Annotated in this window: 14 protein-coding genes; 4 read left to right on the forward strand and 10 right to left on the reverse strand. The window is 68.7% G+C overall.

What is annotated here, in order from left to right; translation table 11 throughout:
- Window positions 1-58: 58 nt before the first annotated feature.
- The gene (locus B0293_RS07225) at window positions 59-979 is read left to right on the forward strand and encodes a proteasome assembly chaperone family protein (RefSeq protein ID WP_005150482.1); all 921 of its coding nucleotides are present in this window, start codon (window positions 59-61) and stop codon (window positions 977-979) included.
- A 91-nt stretch (window positions 980-1,070) separates the two neighbouring features.
- Here B0293_RS07225 and B0293_RS07230 read toward each other — a convergent pair whose 3' ends face one another.
- Complete coding sequence (locus B0293_RS07230) at window positions 1,071-2,282, reverse strand: hypothetical protein (RefSeq protein ID WP_005150479.1); 1,212 nt, start codon at window positions 2,280-2,282, stop codon at window positions 1,071-1,073.
- A 141-nt stretch (window positions 2,283-2,423) separates the two neighbouring features.
- Here B0293_RS07230 and B0293_RS07235 point away from each other — a divergent pair, with 141 nt between their 5' ends.
- On the forward strand, window positions 2,424-3,248 hold the full coding sequence (locus B0293_RS07235) for a class I SAM-dependent methyltransferase (RefSeq protein ID WP_052014243.1): 825 nt from the start codon (window positions 2,424-2,426) through the stop codon (window positions 3,246-3,248).
- Here B0293_RS07235 and B0293_RS07240 read toward each other — a convergent pair.
- Complete coding sequence (locus B0293_RS07240; RefSeq protein ID WP_039915209.1) at window positions 3,245-3,679, reverse strand: MarR family winged helix-turn-helix transcriptional regulator; 435 nt, start codon at window positions 3,677-3,679, stop codon at window positions 3,245-3,247. The genes B0293_RS07235 and B0293_RS07240 overlap by 4 nt on opposite strands.
- 104 nt (window positions 3,680-3,783) lie before the next feature.
- Between B0293_RS07240 and B0293_RS07245 the strand changes: the two genes are divergently transcribed.
- Both B0293_RS07245 and B0293_RS07250 read left to right on the forward strand, forming a co-directional pair.
- The gene (locus B0293_RS07245; protein ID WP_005150468.1) at window positions 3,784-4,485 is read left to right on the forward strand and encodes a hemerythrin domain-containing protein; all 702 of its coding nucleotides are present in this window, start codon (window positions 3,784-3,786) and stop codon (window positions 4,483-4,485) included.
- Window positions 4,486-4,663: 178 nt separating this feature from the next.
- Window positions 4,664-5,521 (forward strand): DUF11 domain-containing protein, encoded by an 858-nt coding sequence (locus tag B0293_RS07250; protein WP_143254516.1) that lies wholly within the window; start codon window positions 4,664-4,666, stop codon window positions 5,519-5,521.
- A gap of 393 nt (window positions 5,522-5,914) precedes the next feature.
- Here B0293_RS07250 and B0293_RS07255 read toward each other — a convergent pair whose 3' ends face one another.
- The 8 genes from B0293_RS07255 to B0293_RS07290 all read right to left on the reverse strand — a co-directional run bounded on the left by B0293_RS07255 (window position 5,915) and on the right by B0293_RS07290 (window position 15,333).
- Entirely contained in the window at window positions 5,915-7,147 is a 1,233-nt protein-coding gene (locus B0293_RS07255; protein WP_005150464.1) for an RNA polymerase sigma factor, read from the reverse strand.
- Window positions 7,148-7,543 carry a YciI family protein gene (locus B0293_RS07260; protein ID WP_245191819.1) on the reverse strand — a complete coding sequence of 132 codons (396 nt, stop codon included), beginning with the start codon at window positions 7,541-7,543 and terminating at the stop codon, window positions 7,148-7,150. It lies immediately after the preceding gene.
- A gap of 107 nt (window positions 7,544-7,650) precedes the next feature.
- Window positions 7,651-8,643 carry an isopenicillin N synthase family dioxygenase gene (locus B0293_RS07265; protein WP_005150461.1) on the reverse strand — a complete coding sequence of 331 codons (993 nt, stop codon included), beginning with the start codon at window positions 8,641-8,643 and terminating at the stop codon, window positions 7,651-7,653.
- A gap of 31 nt (window positions 8,644-8,674) precedes the next feature.
- Window positions 8,675-10,096 (reverse strand): DHA2 family efflux MFS transporter permease subunit, encoded by a 1,422-nt coding sequence (locus B0293_RS07270; RefSeq protein ID WP_005150459.1) that lies wholly within the window; start codon window positions 10,094-10,096, stop codon window positions 8,675-8,677.
- A 79-nt stretch (window positions 10,097-10,175) separates the two neighbouring features.
- Window positions 10,176-11,534: a UDP-glucose dehydrogenase family protein gene (locus tag B0293_RS07275; protein WP_039915203.1), complete on the reverse strand. Its 1,359-nt coding sequence runs from the start codon at window positions 11,532-11,534 to the stop codon at window positions 10,176-10,178.
- Window positions 11,535-11,628: 94 nt separating this feature from the next.
- Window positions 11,629-12,819 carry a hypothetical protein gene (locus tag B0293_RS07280; RefSeq protein ID WP_005150456.1) on the reverse strand — a complete coding sequence of 397 codons (1,191 nt, stop codon included), beginning with the start codon at window positions 12,817-12,819 and terminating at the stop codon, window positions 11,629-11,631.
- Window positions 12,816-13,913, reverse strand: coding sequence for a Gfo/Idh/MocA family oxidoreductase (locus B0293_RS07285; protein ID WP_005150454.1), 1,098 nt, complete (start codon window positions 13,911-13,913; stop codon window positions 12,816-12,818). The genes B0293_RS07280 and B0293_RS07285 overlap by 4 nt, the downstream gene beginning before the upstream one ends.
- Window positions 13,891-15,333, reverse strand: coding sequence for an FAD-dependent oxidoreductase (locus tag B0293_RS07290; RefSeq protein WP_077241258.1), 1,443 nt, complete (start codon window positions 15,331-15,333; stop codon window positions 13,891-13,893). Before B0293_RS07290 ends, B0293_RS07285 begins: the two co-directional genes overlap by 23 nt.
- Between the last annotated feature and the right edge of the window lie 171 nt (window positions 15,334-15,504).

A 15,504-nucleotide genomic window follows, 5' to 3' on the forward strand; every position in this document is an offset into this window, starting at 1 on the left:
CCCCTATCGGGGCGTTGCCACCCGTAGACGGTTGTAAGCACGAAACCTGGAGGATCTGGTGGCGCTGGACCCGGAAGACCTGTACGAGGTGGACTCGGACGTCCCTGACCTCGGCGGGGCCGTGCTCCTGCACTACTTCGACGGGTTCATGGACGCGGGATCGGCGGGCAAGCTCGTCGCCGAGCACCTCCTGAACTCCTCCGAGCACCGCGTGGTCGCGCGCTTCGACGTCGACCGCCTCATCGACTACCGCTCGCGCCGCCCGACGATGACCTACTCCATCGACCGCTGGGAGGCCTACGACGCCCCCGAGCTGGTCGTCCACCTGCTGCACGACGCCGACGGCGTGCCGTTCCTGCTGCTCACCGGTCCGGAACCGGACCATGACTGGGAGCGGTTCTGCGCGGCCGTGCGCGGGCTGGTCGAACGCTGGGACGTCCGGCTCACCACCGGTTTCCACGGCATCCCGATGGGCGCGCCGCACACCCGGCCGCTCGGCGTGACCGCGCACGCGACGCGGGACGAGCTGGTCGGCGAGCACCGGCCGCTGCCCAACCGGATGCAGGTGCCGGGCAGCGTCGCCGGGCTGCTGGAGTTCCGCTTCGGCGAATGGGGACACGACGCGTCCGGGTTCGCCGCGCACGTGCCGCACTACCTGGCCGACTCGACGTACCCGAGCGCCGCGCTGCACCTGCTCGAAGCCGTCGCCGAGGCGACCGGGCTGAACCTGCCGGACGGCGATCTGCGGGAGGCCTCACAGGAGGCCGAAGCCGAGATCGCGCGCCAGGTCGCCGGATCGGAGAAGGTCGCCGACGTCGTGCGCGCGCTGGAGCAGCAGTACGACACGTTCATGGAGGCGTCGAGCAAGGAAAGCCTGCTCGCGGAGTCGGTCGAGCACATGCCGACCGCCGAGGAGCTGGGCAACCAGTTCGAGCGGTTCCTGGCTGAGCAGAACGGCGGGGACGGCCCGGAGCGCTGAGGTGTGACCCAAGTCCGTGAAGGCCTCCTTGAGGGACCCTGGGTCCCTCAAGGAGGCCTTCACGGAACATGAGACCGCTCCTCGTGGGGCGTCAGCGGAGGCCGTGAGAGGCGATCACGCCCCAGGTGCTCTGGAGCCCGCCCGAGCTGCCGAGTCCGGCGGCCAGCACGCCCGGCGTCCCGGGAACGGCGGCGAACCCGAGGATCGAACTGCCCTCGGCCGTCTTGGCCACCTCCGGCGGAAGCTCGTCCTTCCGCCATTCCGTCCCGGTCCACGCGGCCATCAGGATGTGCCCGCCACCGGGCACCCAGCCCGCGGTCCACAGCTTCCCGGAGCCGTCGAGCGCGGCGGCGTTGATCTCGTCGAACGGGCTCGCCGCCAGCGGCGCCCACTTCTGCCCGTCCCAGCGCGTGACGAACGCCGGGATGCCGGTCGGGTTCCACTCGTTCACCCGGCCGACGACGTAGACCGAGCCGCGGCCGTCGGGGACGACGTGGTTGACAAGCCAGCCGGTGCGATGCTCCGACGGCACGGGGACCTCGACCTGCCGCCAGCTCCTGCCGTCCCAGTGCAGCAGGAACGGGGTCTCCTTGCCGTCCGTCGTCGCGGCCGCGGAGACCCAAAGATCGTCGTCCCCGGTGCCGCTGACCCGGGTCGGCTGGAGCGGGCGGGCGCCGACCTGTGGGATCTCGACCGGCTCCCACGCCTTCCCGGTCCAGTGTTCGAGGTGGTAGGTCGAATCACCCGTCTTCGGATCGAAATCGGAGGCGACCAGCCAGGCCGAACGCGGTGAGAACGCGGCGATGTCGATCGGGAAACCGTCCATACCCGCCGGCGGTTTCGGGTGTTCGACGCCGGTCCACGCCTTGCCGTCCCACCGCTGGATCACGATGGACCTCGACGCGGCCGCCCGCGGGCCCGCTGCCCGGGGCTGGAGCGCGGGCCGCCGGGTGCCCGCTTCGGTGGTGTGGTCACCGGTGGCCCAGACGTTGTCCGGTGCCGAAGCGGAGACATCGGCGAGCCGGGTGCCGGTGACCGGGGCGGTGATGGTGTCGGCCCATTTCGTGCCGTCCCACCGGAGGGCGACCGGGACCTCCGCGCTGCCGGTCCAGGCACTGCCGACGGTCCAGGCGTCGTTCGCGCCGGTGGCCGTGACGCCGAAATAGATCCGGTTCACCGTGCTGTCCAGCGGTTGTTCCAGCCGCCAGCCCTCGCTCGCCGCGGCCGTGCTCGTGAGCAGGCCGGACAGGCCGAGGACCAGACCGGACACGGTCAGCGCGGATCGTCTTGCTACGCCTCGCATCTGGGACCCTTCCAGTTGTCGCGTGGGTTACGTGAACTCCTTACGAACAAGCTTGCCGGAAGGTTGTCCCGGTCAGTGGCCGATGGTGTTCCGGGCGTTCTGAGGGCGTTCACCCGAACGGTGCTGGTGTATCGTCCCGGAATGCGTCACCTGGTACCCCATTCAGCCCTGAAAACCCTCGGCCGATCGGCCCGAGGCACCTTCGGCCGGGGCCTGCACCGGCTCGCGCGGCGATTTCATGATCCTTATACGGAGGAACTGGAACGGGTCGCCGCGGAACTGCGCGCGGAGATCGTCCGGCAGGGGGATCGCTGTTTCGACCGCGTCATCGAGTTCGAAATCCGCAGCCGCCGCGACATGATCTTTGCCGGTGATCAGGACGCGGCGCGGGACAGCAACCGTTTCGCCCGTGAGCACCTGACCGGGACCAAGCACTTCGCGCGTCCACAAGAGACACTCGCGTACGCTCTTTCCCTTGCCCCGTCAGGTGGGATGGCGCTCGAATTCGGTGTCGCCACCGGGAACACGCTGCGCGTGATCGCCAAGGCGCGCGGGGGTGTCGAGACCTACGGGTTCGACTGGTTCCAGGGCTTGCCGGAGAACTGGCTCAACGGGATGCCCGCCGGTTCGTTCGCGCGCGACGATTTGCCGGACGTCCCCGGCGCGGAACTCGTCGTCGGCCTCTTCGCCGACACCCTTCCCGGCTTTCTCGAGAAGCACGACGGTGCCGTCGATTTCCTGCACGTGGACGGCGATCTCTACAGCTCGGCGAAAACGGTGCTGGATCATGCCGGACCCCGTCTGCGGCCGGGCAGCATCGTGCACTTCGACGAGTTCTTCAATTACCCCGGCTGGCAGAAGCACGAGCACAAGGCTTGGCTGGAATACGTCGAACGCACCGGCGTCGAATTCGAATACGTGGCCTACACCTACGCCGACAACCAGGTCACCGTGCGGATCACCTAGTCGGTCAGTCCATCCTCGTAAGCCCGCAACGTGTCGATGAACAGGCGGCGCTCGGCCGGGGTCAGCGGCGCGAGCGCCTTCTGCCAGGCGCGGGCGCCCTGGGCGAGCCAGCCGTCGATCGCGGGCCGCATCCGTTCGGTGATCGCGACGATCCGCCGCCGCCGGTCCGCCTCGTCCTCGTGCCGGTCGAGCACGTCCTTCTTGGTCAGGTCCCCGACCATCAGGCTCACCGTGGTCGGGGCGACCTCGAGCCGTTCGGCCAGTTCGTTCACCGTCATCGGCCCGTCGAAGAGCAGGTACGACAGCAGTGACAAGTGACGCGGTGCCAGCGACAACGACTGGAGCTCGTCGGGGATCTTGATCCGCTTCGCGCGGCCGACCATGCGCGGCATGAGCAGCAGCAAGGCGCGCACGGCGTCGTCGACTTCCATGTCCTCGGTTGACACCGGGCGCCCTCCTAGATACCTTTGCAAGCAAAGAGGCTTTGCTTGCAAAGCAAAATGGCTTTCAGGATGATGCTACCTGGGGAGTACTGGTGCTGATCACCACCGCGGACGCCGGAACCGGCCGTCCTCGCCTTACTCACGTCGATTGCCGCCGTTCCGGGAGCGGATACCTGGCGTACGCGCCGGACGCCGATTCCCCTTGGTATGAGGACCTTCTCGTCAGTCCACAAGCGACACTCGACATCGACGGGGTGCCGCACGCCGCGCATGCGGTGCCGCTCGAAGGCGGGGAGCGGGGCTTCTCGCTGCGTCTGCTGGAACTCGACGCCGCTCGCGGCCGGGCGATCGCCGGTCAACTGCTCGTCCATCACGCCGAACTCCGCGAGGCGCTGGCGGCCGCGCGGTCCGAACTCGACGGTGTGCCGGTCGCGGGCCGGTCCGGGTTGCGGCGCGAACTGCTCGGCCATTGCGTCACCTTCTGCAACGGCCTGCGCATGCACCACCTCCGCGAGGACGGCGCGTTCACCGCGATCGAGAAGGCGCATCCCGGACTCGTGCCGGCGCTGAACCGTTTGCGCGAGGAGCACGAGACCGTGTCTCGCGCGCTACTCGACCTCGACGCGTTGTTGCAGGGCGAAGGGGAGGTCGAAAGCACCGCCTTGCGCGAGGAGTTCGAGCGGATCGCCGGCGGGCTGGAAGCGCATTTCGCCTACGAGGAAGCGAATCTGCTCCCGGCGCTCCGCGGTGAAGGTGCGGCGGTGTCTTTGTCACAGCTTGGGAACGAGCCGTGATCGAACTGCTGACCGAAGACCCCCGCTGCGCTCTCGGAACGCGCGAGCGGTTACTCCGAGCGGGTGAGAGCGTCGGGCCACCTGGCGGGAGACACTGGTAACGAATGTCCGTGCCGGGGCGACTGATCGTTGTCCGCGCCGATCGGCGAAACGTCCCCGACCGGAATAGTGAGAACCGATGAAGCTTCGAAGAGTCTCGCTCCTGTCTCTGGTGGCCGCCGTGGCCACGATCATGCTCGTCGCGCCGGCCTCCGCCGTCGCGGCCCCGCCGACCAGTGCGGTGGAGGTATCTCCGACCACTGTCCAACGTGGACAGACGTTCACCGTTTCGCAGACCGTCTACAACGCCGACGCGACGTCCACCATCGAAGGTGGCAAGGCGACGCTCTACGGCAAGGAATCCTCGCTGCCGGCGATCGTCGACCTGGTGTCCTGTCCGGGCGCGTTCGCCTGTGACATGCTCGGCGGCAGCATCCGCGGCGGCGTCGGCTCCGTGACGCCCGGCCAGAGCAAGACCGTGGTGTTCACCTTCCGGGTGAAGGACGACGCCCCGCTGGGCAGCGTCACCTTGCAGCACCAGTTCGTCGGCGACAACTACAGCTTCGAGATCCTCGACGGCCCGGTGCTGACCGTCACCGGGACACCGAGCGCCGCCGACCTCGGCGTCACGCTGACCGCGTCCCCGCGCGGGATCCTGACGTCGTCGATCGACTACACGGTCAAGGTCACCAATGCCGGTCCCGCCGCTGCGTCCGGAATCCGGGTGGCGTCGACCCTCGGCAACGGGCTGAACTTCACCGGCTCCTCCGCGTGCTCGCACCCGAGCGGCTCGAAGATCGTCAACTGCGACTTCGCTTCGCTCGCGTCCGGAGCCAGTGTCACGGCCAAGTTCTCGGTGGCCGCCGGACTGCTGACCCTCGGGCCGGTCAAAACGACCGCGAAGATCACGCAGAGCTCCGTCGCCGACCCGAACGCGGTCAACAACACGTCGACGTCGACCTGCACGGCGATCACCGGCCTGTTGCTCAGCTGCTAGACCCCCGCACGGTGGTCGTGAGTGGCGATTCGGGTTATTGAGCAGACAGGCGAAGGTGTCCTGTCGGGTGGCAAGTCCGTGAAGGCCTCCTTGAGGGACTCTGGGTCCCTCAAGGAGGCCTTCACGGACCGGTGTTCGGTGGCGATCGGCGTGGTGAAGGGGACTTTCCTCTCATTGCACGAGCGGAAAGTCCCCTTCACCCTGGGTCATCCGTCCTTGTGGGCGGCGGAGTCCCCGAAGTGTTGCGAAAGCCACTTTCGCAACACCCGAAGTCGGCGTACGGGCGAGCGACTGAACACGCCACCTTTGCCTTACCCCTCAATAGAACACGAATCGCCACTCACGACCCCCTCGACCCGGTGCGTTCCGGACTTTGGTACCTGACAGGACAGCTCACGAGCGCAGGCGAGCGGCGCGCGAGTGCAGATAGCGTTGGTGCGGAAGACTCGTCGCGCGCCGGGCGGCCTCCACATAGGACTCGACGGCCTCGGCGTTCTCGCCGGCCATTTCGAGCAGATGCGCGCGGGCGGCGGGGAACCGGTGGTCGCCGGAGCGCTGGTCGCCGAGCTTTTCCAAGGCCACCAAGCCTTCCCGCGGTCCGCGTGCCATCCCGACGGCCACCGCGTGGTTCAGCGCCACCACGGGATTGTCCGAGAGCCGCAGCAGAAGTTCGTACAGTGCCTCGATCTGCGGCCAATCGGTCTCTTCGGCGCTCGGCGCCTCGTCGTGCAGCGCGGCGATCGCCGCCTGGATCTGGAACTGCCCGGTCGGCCCGTGCGGCAGCGCTTCGGACAGCAGCCCGATGCCCTCGGCGATGTATTCGCCGTTCCAGCGATTCCGGTCCTGTTCGGACATCGGGATCGGCCCGCCGTCCGGCCCCGTCCTCGCCGGACGGCGGGCGTCGGTGAGCAGCATCAACGCGAGCAGTCCGGTGACCTCGCTGTCGCCCGGCAGCAGGCGGTGGACGATCCTGGCCAGCCGGATGGCCTCGGCGGAAAGCTCGGTCCGCACCAGATCGGGGCCGGACGTGCTGGCGTAACCCTCGTTGAAGATCAGGTACAGCACGTGGAGCACCGCGTCGAGCCGCGCCACACGGTCGGCTTCCGGCGGCATGCCGAACGGGACGCCGCTGGTCTTGATGCCGGTCTTCGCGCGGCTGATCCGCCGGGTCATCGTCGCCTCGGGGACCAGGAACGCCCGGGCGATCTCCGCCGTGGTGAGGCCGCCGACCGCCCGCAGCGTCAGCGCGATCTGCGACGCGGCTGAAAGGGACGGGTGGCAGCACAGGAAGAGCAGGATGAGTGTGTCGTCCGAATCAGCGGACGCCCGGTCCGCCGCGGGCGCGAGATGTTCCTCCGGCAGCGTCCACTGGACGACGTCGTCCTCGCGACGCCGCCGCGCCTGCTCGGCGCGGAGCAGATCGGTCAGCCGCCGCGAGGCGACCGTGATCAGCCACGCGCGCGGATTGTCCGGGCGCCCCTCGACAGGCCACTGCGCCGAGGCCGCGAGAAGCGCCTCCTGCGTCGCGTCCTCCGCCAGGTCGAAGTGACCGTACCGGCGGACGACGGCGCCGAGGACCTGCGGCGACAGCTCGCGCAGCAGGTCCTCGGCGCCGCTGTCCGGCACCTAGAGCTCCAGCTCTTCGAAGCTGTCCGCGCACGGCCGGATGTCGACGTACCAGTCGCGGCCGAGGTCGAAGCCCTCCGGGAACGGGGTGTCCGCCAGTTTTGCCGCGATCTCGGTCGCGCGGTCGTAGCTCGCGCAGTCGACGGTCGTGTAGCCGACCAGGACCTCTTGCGTCTCGGCGTACGGTCCGTCCGTCACCACAGGAGCCCCGTCGCGCAGGGAGATACGGCGCGCGTGCGCCGGCTGGGAGAGGCCCTGCGCGTCGACGAACTCACCGGTCTCGACCAGGTCGTTGTTCCACTTGCCCATGAACTCGTGCAGGGCCGCGGCGTCTTCGGCGCTCCAGCTGCCGCCCATGGTTTCGAGATCCTTCTGCGAACCCATCATCATGATCATGTACTTCACGGTTGTCTCCTCTCGGCGGGCACCGCCCCGGGTGCCTTCTGCCGGAGACGTCGGAGCCGCCGGACAGGACCGGACATCGGTTCGCCGGGGATTCTCCCTCAGTTCCGGTCGGCGGCCGTGTTCATCGCGTCGGCGGGTTCGAGGGTCCGCCCGCCGGTGATCTTCGCGTAGAGGTGTTCGCCGCCGAGGACCGGCGGATACTTCGGCGGGTTTTCGGGAGATTGGCAGGTCGGGAGGCATTCGAACCGGGCGTCGTGGTCGCCGTCGAAGAAGAACGCCACGCTCCGCCGCCGTGCCGGTCCCGGCCCGGACGGCGGCACGACCCGGTGCAGCGTGGAGCGCCAGCGGTCGTTGGTCCATTGCGCCGTGAGGTCGCCGAGGTTCACCACGAGCGCGCCTTCGTCGGGGACGACGTCGTGCCAGGCGCCGTCCGGACCGTGGATCTGCAAACCGGGGACCGGATCGGCGTAGAGGACGGTGACGATGCCGTAGTCGGTGTGCGCGCCGAGCCGCATCTGGCCCGGCAGCGGTTCGGGCGCTCCGGCGCGGCGCTCGAAGTGGTTGACCCGCAGGGTGCGCGTCGGATGCTTTGTGTAAGCGCCGAGGTAGCCGCCGGGGAGCCCGAGCGCCTGCTCGAAGATCTCCAGCAACACCCGTGCGACGCGATGCGCTTCGGCCTCGTACTCGGTGAGCGCGGGACGAAGGCTCTCCGGCAGGCCTGGCCAGATGTTGGGGGCGAAGAAACCGTACGGATCCTCGCCGTCGATGTGCTCCGCGCCGATGACGAACGACTCCGACAGGTCGGGCGGCGTCGTCTCGCCAAGGCTGTACGCCAGCCCTTCGGTGCCTTCGGCCGCGTAGCCGCGATCCGAGGCACGGTCGGCCGGTGCGGACCGGAGCTTCTCCTGGACAGGGAGCGCGAAGAAGGAGGCGGTCGCTTCGCGCATGTCGTCGATCGTCGCCTGCGGGATTCCGTGCCCGATGACCTGCAGGAATCCGACACGCGTCAAGGCCTCGTCGACGGCGTGCGCGAGCTTCGCCCGGTCGCCGTCCGCCCAGGTGCTCAGGTCGACCGTCGGTACGAGAGTCATCCTTCGACGGTAGCCAGGCCGCGGCCGGTGATCACCGGGTCGCGGTCATCCGATCGGGCGATCTGTCCTGCCCGATCGGCCGCCGTCGGCCTGCTCGCATGCCCGCCGAGCACAGCAGGCCGAGCAGCAGCACACCGACCGGAAGCAGGAAGGCCGTCTTGATCGCGTCCGTGAGCGCCGACGGCTCGTTCGCCTGCACCAGGACTCCGACGGCCGCGCTGCCGAGCACCCCGCCGACCTGGCGCGCGGTGTTGAAGATGCCCGATGCGCTGCCGACCAGCGAGCGCTCGACAGCGTTGAGAGTCACGTTGCTCATCGGGGAGAAGGTGAACCCGACACCGAGACCGCACAGCAGCAGGCCGGGGATGAGGGCCTGAGGCGAACTCGCGGGAATGATCACCAGCGAAACCACGCCGAGGCCGCCGCCCAGCGAGAGCAGCCCGAACATCAGCAGGTACTTGGGACTCACCCGGTCCGACAACCGGCCGGCGAACGGCGCGACGGAACCGGACACCACCGCGAGCGGCGCGATGAGCAGACCGGCGTCGGCCGGGGACAGGCCGAGCACCGACTGGACGTAGACGGCGAGCAGCAGGAGCGTGCTGGTCATCGCGAACCCGACCGCCACCGCGGACGCGGCGCCGAGGGAGAAGTCGCGGTGCCGGAAGATCCGCAACGGCAGCAACGGTTCGCGGCGGTCGGCCCGCTGCCACAGGACGAAGACCCCCAGCAGCAGGAGACCCGTCCCGATGATGTGCGGGATCCCGATCCCCGCGCCGACCGTTCCCCAGTCGTAAGTCTGTCCATTTTGGACGCCGAAGACGACGCAGACCAGACCCGCGCCGAAGAGCAGGATGCCGGGGACGTCGAAACGGTGCGAGTTCCCCGGCCGCCAGTCGGGGACGAGGAAGACGGTGAGCGTCAACGCGAGCAGGCCGACGGGAACGTTCGCGAAGAAGATCCATTCCCAGCCGAGCTGGTCGACCAGCACGCCGCCCAGCACCGGTCCGGTGATCATGGCGAGGCCGGCGACGCTGCCCCAGGCGCCCATCGCCGGGCCGCGTTGGTCCGGCGGGAACAGGTGCGTGATGAAGGCCGTGGTCTGCGGGGTCAGCAACGCGGCGCCGAAACCCTGCACCGCGCGGGCGGCGATCAGCGTTTCCACACTGCCGGAAAGCCCGCACCACAGCGAGGCCGCGGTGAACACCAGGAGCCCGGCGACGAAGACGCGCTTCGGCCCGAACCGGTCACCCATCCTGCCGGCGGGCAGGATCGGGACGGCGTAGGCGAGCAGGTACACGCTGGTCACCCAGATCACCGTGGTCAGGTCGGTGCCGAGTTCGCGCACCATCGACGGCACCGCGATGTTCACGATGCCGACGTCCAGCATGACCATGAAGAAACCCAGGCACAGCGCGAAAAGCGCGGACCAGGACCTGGTTCGTGCCGTCATCCGTCCTCCTGTTCCCGACGCCGGAAGGGGAGCGGACGACGAGCGGGGCTCGGCAGGGCCACCCGTCGTCCACCCCGGGTCAACCCGCTTGCCCGGCCATGGCCGCGGCGCGCGACAGCGGTGCACCGGCACTGTCCGGACGGCCGATGCCCTGGTACGTGAGGCCGGTCCTGGCCACGGTCGGCGGGTCGAGGAGGTTGCGGGTGTCGATGACGGACCGGCCGTCGAGCCGGTCGGCGATCCGCGCCCAGTCGAGGGCGCGGAACTCCGGCCATTCGGTCAGCACCACGATCGCCGCCGCGCCGTTCGCCGCGTGGTAGGCGGTCCCGGTGATCCGGACGTCGTCGGTCACGCCCGCGACCGGCGCGTGGACACTGGGGTCGTAGGCGGACAGTTCCGCGCCCTCGGCCGCCAGCCGTCGCGCGACCGCCAGCGCCGGGGAGTCCCGCAGATCGTCCGTCCCGGCCTTGAACGTCAAGCCCAGCAAGCCGATCCGGACACCCGCCAGATCGCCGCCGACGGCCTTGCGCACCTTGCCGACCACCAGATCCTGCTGCTTGAGGTTGGTCTCGATCGCCGCCCGCAGCAGGGCGAAATCACTCCCCGCCGATTCCGCCGTGCGCAGCAGCGCGAAAGTGTCCTTCGGCAGGCAGGAGCCACCCCAGCCCGGTCCCGGCCGCAGGAACGCGGTGCCGATCCGCCCGTCGTAGCCCATTCCCGCCGTGACGTCGTCGATACTCGCGTCGAGGTACTCGCACAGTTCGGCGACGGTGTTCACAAAGGACAGACGCGTCGCCAGATAGCAGTTGGACGCGTACTTGATCATCTCCGCGCTCGCGGAATCGGTCACCAGGACGGCGGTGTCGAGTTTCTCGTACAGCCCGGCGACCCGCCGCGCGGGAACCGGGTCGCGATCGGACGAGCCGACCACGATCCGGTCGGGGTTCAGGAAGTCGTGCACCGCGAACCCCTCGCGCAGGAACTCCGGATTGGACACGACCGCCACGTCGGCACGGTCGATCAGGTCCGCGACGCGAGCCGCCGTGCCGACGGGGACCGTCGACTTGTTCACCACGACGCAGCCGGACGGCAGCAGCTCCCGCAGCTCGGTCACGACGGACTCCAGCGTCCGCAGATCCGCCGCGCCGGTCGCGCCCATCGGCGTCGGTACACAAAGGATCACGATGTCCGCACCCGCCGCAGCCGCGCTCGCGCCGAGGACGAACTCCAGCCGTCCGGACGCCAGCCCGTCCACCACCAGTTCGCAGATCCCCGGCTCCCGGATGGTCGCCTCGCCACGCCGCAGCGCGTCGACCTTTTCCTGGTCGACGTCCGCGCAGACGACCCGGTGTCCCAAGGACGAGAGGCACGCGGCCGTGGTCAGTCCGACATAGCCCGCGCCTATCACGGCGACCTTGGCCCCCAACGATGCACCCATTTCCCTTACCCTCCCTTTTCCGATGCCCTCGGGCAGGACGGAGCCGCCCTGCCCGAGGGCATCGCGCGATGTGGATTTCGTGTTCAGCCTTGTGTCACTTGGCGTGCGGGATCGCCCGGATCCCCTGGTACGGGGTCTCCTTGCCGAGGTAGTCCACCGTTTCGAACAGGCCGATCGCGTCCATCGGGTACCGGGCGCCCGCCTCCGCCGCGAAAATGCACGGCAGGATCTGCTTCCGTTCCGAAGCGGCGGCCTGACCGCCCTTGCGGATGTGTTTGTGCGTGTGGATCAGGATGGGCATGTAGCCACCGCCGAGGAACGAACCCGCCTGCAGGACCGCGCCGCCGACGCAGTCGATCACGCAGCCCTTGCCGAGAATCGCGTCGCGACCCTGGTAGTAGTAGGACGGCGTGGCGAGCGTGCCGTGCTCCACATGGAACACCCCGGCCGCGAGGCCGATGATCGAGCGGCCGCCGGTCCGCAGCACGGAGCGGTAGAAGTCGACCAGGATCGGGCGGACGGTGGTGTCCGGCAGCGCGAATTCCCCGCACATCAGCGTGATGCGCATCAGTTCCGCGAGCGTGAGCGCGGTGCCGTTCTCGCCGGGGAATTCCTGGTCCCACGGCACCAGATAGTCCGACGGTGCCACCATGGTCGTCCCGACGTCTTCGAGGATCAGCCGTTCCGCGTCGCCGACCGGTTCCACCGGCACGACGCCGTTCGCGAGGACCCGCACGGCGAGCATGTGCCTGCTCTCCAGCGTTTTCGCCCGGCTGGCCGCGATCAGGAGGTTGAGCCTGCCGGTCACCGTTTCCGGGATGTCGAAGAGGTGGTCGATGCCGTCGGTGGGGACGGCGATCTTCGCCTGGAGGCCGCGGGTGGGCAGCGGTTCGTACGATTCGACGACCTTTTCGAGAGCCTCGGTGAATTCGCCCGTTCCGATCTGTACGAGCCTTTCGGCGGCCAGGGCCCGGTAGTCGTAGGGGATGGACGTCGACGTCGACAGCACGACGTCGGCGAGCAGGGCGCGGTACCGGTCGTCGTCCAGCGACGCGGCGGCCAGTTCCAGTGACAGGTAAGGGGAATCGTCGCCGGGGCCGTGGACCCAGCTCGCCGTGAACGGCGTTTCGAACCGGCACACCTTCGCGAACAAGGCGCGGGCGGCGTCGTCGTTCTTGATCTGGCTCGTGACCTCGGCCACCGCCGTCGCGCGGTCCGAGACCTCGGGCAGCATGTCCTTGGCCGGTCGCAACAGCGTGGAAAGATCCTCGATGCTTCGCGTCATGTCTCGCTCCCAATTCGTGCGAACTTCTCGTTTTCCGTTGTCTGCGGGAAGGTTCCGGTGAACATGGCCGAACCCAGCGCGGCGAGGAACCGGTGCTCGGCCGGGCGGACCACCGAGGTGCCCTCGCCGAGGTGCCGCAAAAGGTTCAGCTGGGTCAGAAGCGCCTCCTTGAAATGGTTGACGGCGATGAGGAAATGGCGTGCGGGTGCCGAGTCCCGGATGTGGACGGCGTGGATGTTCTTGTGGTCGGGTTCCGTGCCGTAGAACGGTTCGAAGACCAAGGTGACGTGCTGCCCGGACTGGAGTTCCACGTCCGCGAAGCGGTACCGGAACTCGGAGCCGTAGGGGATCACCGCCGGGGTGATGAAGTCTCTCGAAACGGCTTCGGGGAAAGCGAATCCGGCCAGTTCGGGAAAGGCGATGGCGCCGTTCGACGACGTGTAGAGTTCGACTTCCGGCAGTCCGGCCACCGAGGTTCGCACACGCATCTCCGCCGTCACCGCCGACGGGATCGTCCGGAGATACCTCCGGTACTGATCGGCCGGGAGGATCGAACGCAGAATGCTCAGCATGTGGAAGCCCTCGTAGCCGGCTTCGCCGTACTGGGTGTCGACGAACCTGCCGTTCGCGACGTCGAGCTCCCGGTTCTTGGTGAATTCGACGGTGATCTTCCTGATCGGGTCGAACTCGCCGAGTTTCCGCACGGACGTGGCGAAGCGCCGAACGGCTTCGCTGTGGGAATACACGTCGTTGACGATGATCCGGGCCCGGGGAAAGCGCCGGACCGTCCGGCCGAGGCCGGCGAGTTCGTCCGGATAGCAGGCCGGTTTCTCCAGCAGGATCCGGGCATCGGGCTGCTGCCGCAGGATCTCCTCGACCACGGAGAGATGGGTGGCCGTCGGGGTGGCGACCACCCAGGCGTCGATTCCCGAGGGATTCGGCACCCGGGCCACCCGGTCCCAGTCGGCGCCGTTCCCGATGTCCACGGTGACGATCCGGTGCCCCGCCTGCCCGTAGCACCCGGCGTACAGCGACCCGATCTTGCCGAGCCCGACGATCACGATCGTCTTCTCATTCGGCGACGCTGCCGGCATGGGCCTTCCCTCCTCGCGACCGGAGGGCGTGGGCCGCGGCGGAGGTGCCCGCCGCCCTGCCCAGCACGGCACCGGCCATCAGCCCGGTGCCGCCCGGATATCCCTGGTCGTAAAGGCCGCCGACGATCACGCCCGCCGCGTAGAGGCCGCTGATCGGTTCCCCGCCGCCGCGCACTTCGGCGCCGGGGGTCACGGACAGCCCGCCGTAGGTGAAGGTCAGGCCGCAGACCACCGGGACGAACAGGAACGGAGGCGTGTCGATCCGCTTCTCCGCCTGGCCGTCGTGCAAGCGCTGGATTTCGGCGGCCAGGTTCGTGGCGTCGATCCCGAGCCGCCGGGCGCCTTCCGCGATCGAGGACACGGTCACCGAGGCCGGGTCGCCCAGATAGCCGTCCGGGAGCGCGCCCGCCGAGACGACCTTGTCGTCGAAGATCTGGAACGCGATCCTTCCCGGCTGCTCCTGGATCTTCTGCCCCAGCGAGACGTAGGTGAGGTTGCTGTAGCCGCCGGATTCGTCGAAGAAGCGGTGCCCGTCCCGGTTGACCACGACGCCCAGCGGGAAGGCGTACCGGGCCAGGCCGTGGGACTTGTGCATCTGCCCCGGCAACATGTGGTCGGGCAGCCCGAGGCCCTGTGGCGTGGTGTGGCACTTCTCCCAGTTACCCGCGGTGTCGGCACCGAGCCCGACGGCCGCGGTCAGCGGGGCGCCTTCGTTGAACGGAACGCCTCGCAGCTTCACGTCCTGCCACGCCTCGCCGAGATGACGCGCCCGCAACCGGGTGTCCGCCTCGAAACCGGCCGACGCCAGCACCAGAGCGCCGGCGATCACCGGGAACGCGGGCCCGGAGCCGTGGAGCAGGTACCGGCCGTCGGCGGTCCGTTCGAAGCCGGTGACCGGGCTGTCGTAGCGGACCGTTCCGCCGAGCCGTTCGAACCGGTCGAAGTTCCGGTCCTGCAGGCTCTGGCCGCCGCCGTCGAGGACGATCGGCACATCGCCGGGCAGGGGTGTCGGCCTCGGTGCCCAGCGCTGCCCGAAGTCGCGCATCCAGCCGATCGTGTCCGTCGAACGGCGGACGATCGATTCGATGAGGGCGACGTCCACCTGATCGCCGGACACCCGCAACCAGTCGTCGAGGTACTGCTCGTCGGAGTATCCCGTCCGGCCGGCCAGAATTTCGCCGACCCGGTTTTTGTCCGCCTCCCGTAACAGCTCGGCGATGAATGGGCTTCCCCGCCAGGAGAATCGCATGGTCCTGGTCAGGGAACTGTTTCCACCGCGCAGTTCCTTCGGCGCGGCTTCGAGCACGGTGACGGAGTCCGCGCCCGCCTGTAGCGCGGCTATACCCGCGCAGAGGCCGGCATTACCCGCCCCGACAACGACGACCTGCCTTTCGGTCACCTCGTTTTGCCCGCTGTCCATCAGCAACGCTCCAGATAATCCGATGTTCGCCATGGGTGGTCGACCGAGTTCGAACGGGACCTCACCGGTCCGCGAACTGCCGGTCCGCCGCGAAAAGCGCAGCGTTTTTCCTTGTGGGCACACGTGTTCGCGGCCTGCGAAGGCTTTTCTCCGGAATCGGTGAATCGGCCG

The organism is Amycolatopsis azurea DSM 43854, from assembly GCF_001995215.1.
In the GTDB taxonomy this organism is placed as follows: domain Bacteria; phylum Actinomycetota; class Actinomycetes; order Mycobacteriales; family Pseudonocardiaceae; genus Amycolatopsis; species Amycolatopsis azurea.

Bases quoted from the DNA above. Each gene is read 5' to 3' on its own strand.
- B0293_RS07230 (WP_005150479.1), bottom strand. From the start codon at position 2,282: ATGCGAGGCGTAGCAAGACGATCCGCGCTGACCGTGTCCGGTCTGGTC.
- B0293_RS07235 (WP_052014243.1), top strand. From the start codon at position 2,424: ATGCGTCACCTGGTACCCCATTCAGCCCTGAAAACCCTCGGCCGATCG.
- B0293_RS07240 (WP_039915209.1), bottom strand. From the start codon at position 3,679: ATGGAAGTCGACGACGCCGTGCGCGCCTTGCTGCTGCTCATGCCGCGC.
- B0293_RS07250 (WP_143254516.1), top strand. From the start codon at position 4,664: ATGAAGCTTCGAAGAGTCTCGCTCCTGTCTCTGGTGGCCGCCGTGGCC.
- B0293_RS07260 (WP_245191819.1), bottom strand. From the start codon at position 7,543: ATGATCATGATGATGGGTTCGCAGAAGGATCTCGAAACCATGGGCGGC.
- B0293_RS07265 (WP_005150461.1), bottom strand. From the start codon at position 8,643: ATGACTCTCGTACCGACGGTCGACCTGAGCACCTGGGCGGACGGCGAC.
- B0293_RS07270 (WP_005150459.1), bottom strand. From the start codon at position 10,096: ATGACGGCACGAACCAGGTCCTGGTCCGCGCTTTTCGCGCTGTGCCTG.
- B0293_RS07275 (WP_039915203.1), bottom strand. From the start codon at position 11,534: ATGGGTGCATCGTTGGGGGCCAAGGTCGCCGTGATAGGCGCGGGCTAT.
- B0293_RS07280 (WP_005150456.1), bottom strand. From the start codon at position 12,819: ATGACGCGAAGCATCGAGGATCTTTCCACGCTGTTGCGACCGGCCAAG.
- B0293_RS07285 (WP_005150454.1), bottom strand. From the start codon at position 13,913: ATGCCGGCAGCGTCGCCGAATGAGAAGACGATCGTGATCGTCGGGCTC.
- B0293_RS07290 (WP_077241258.1), bottom strand. From the start codon at position 15,333: ATGGACAGCGGGCAAAACGAGGTGACCGAAAGGCAGGTCGTCGTTGTC.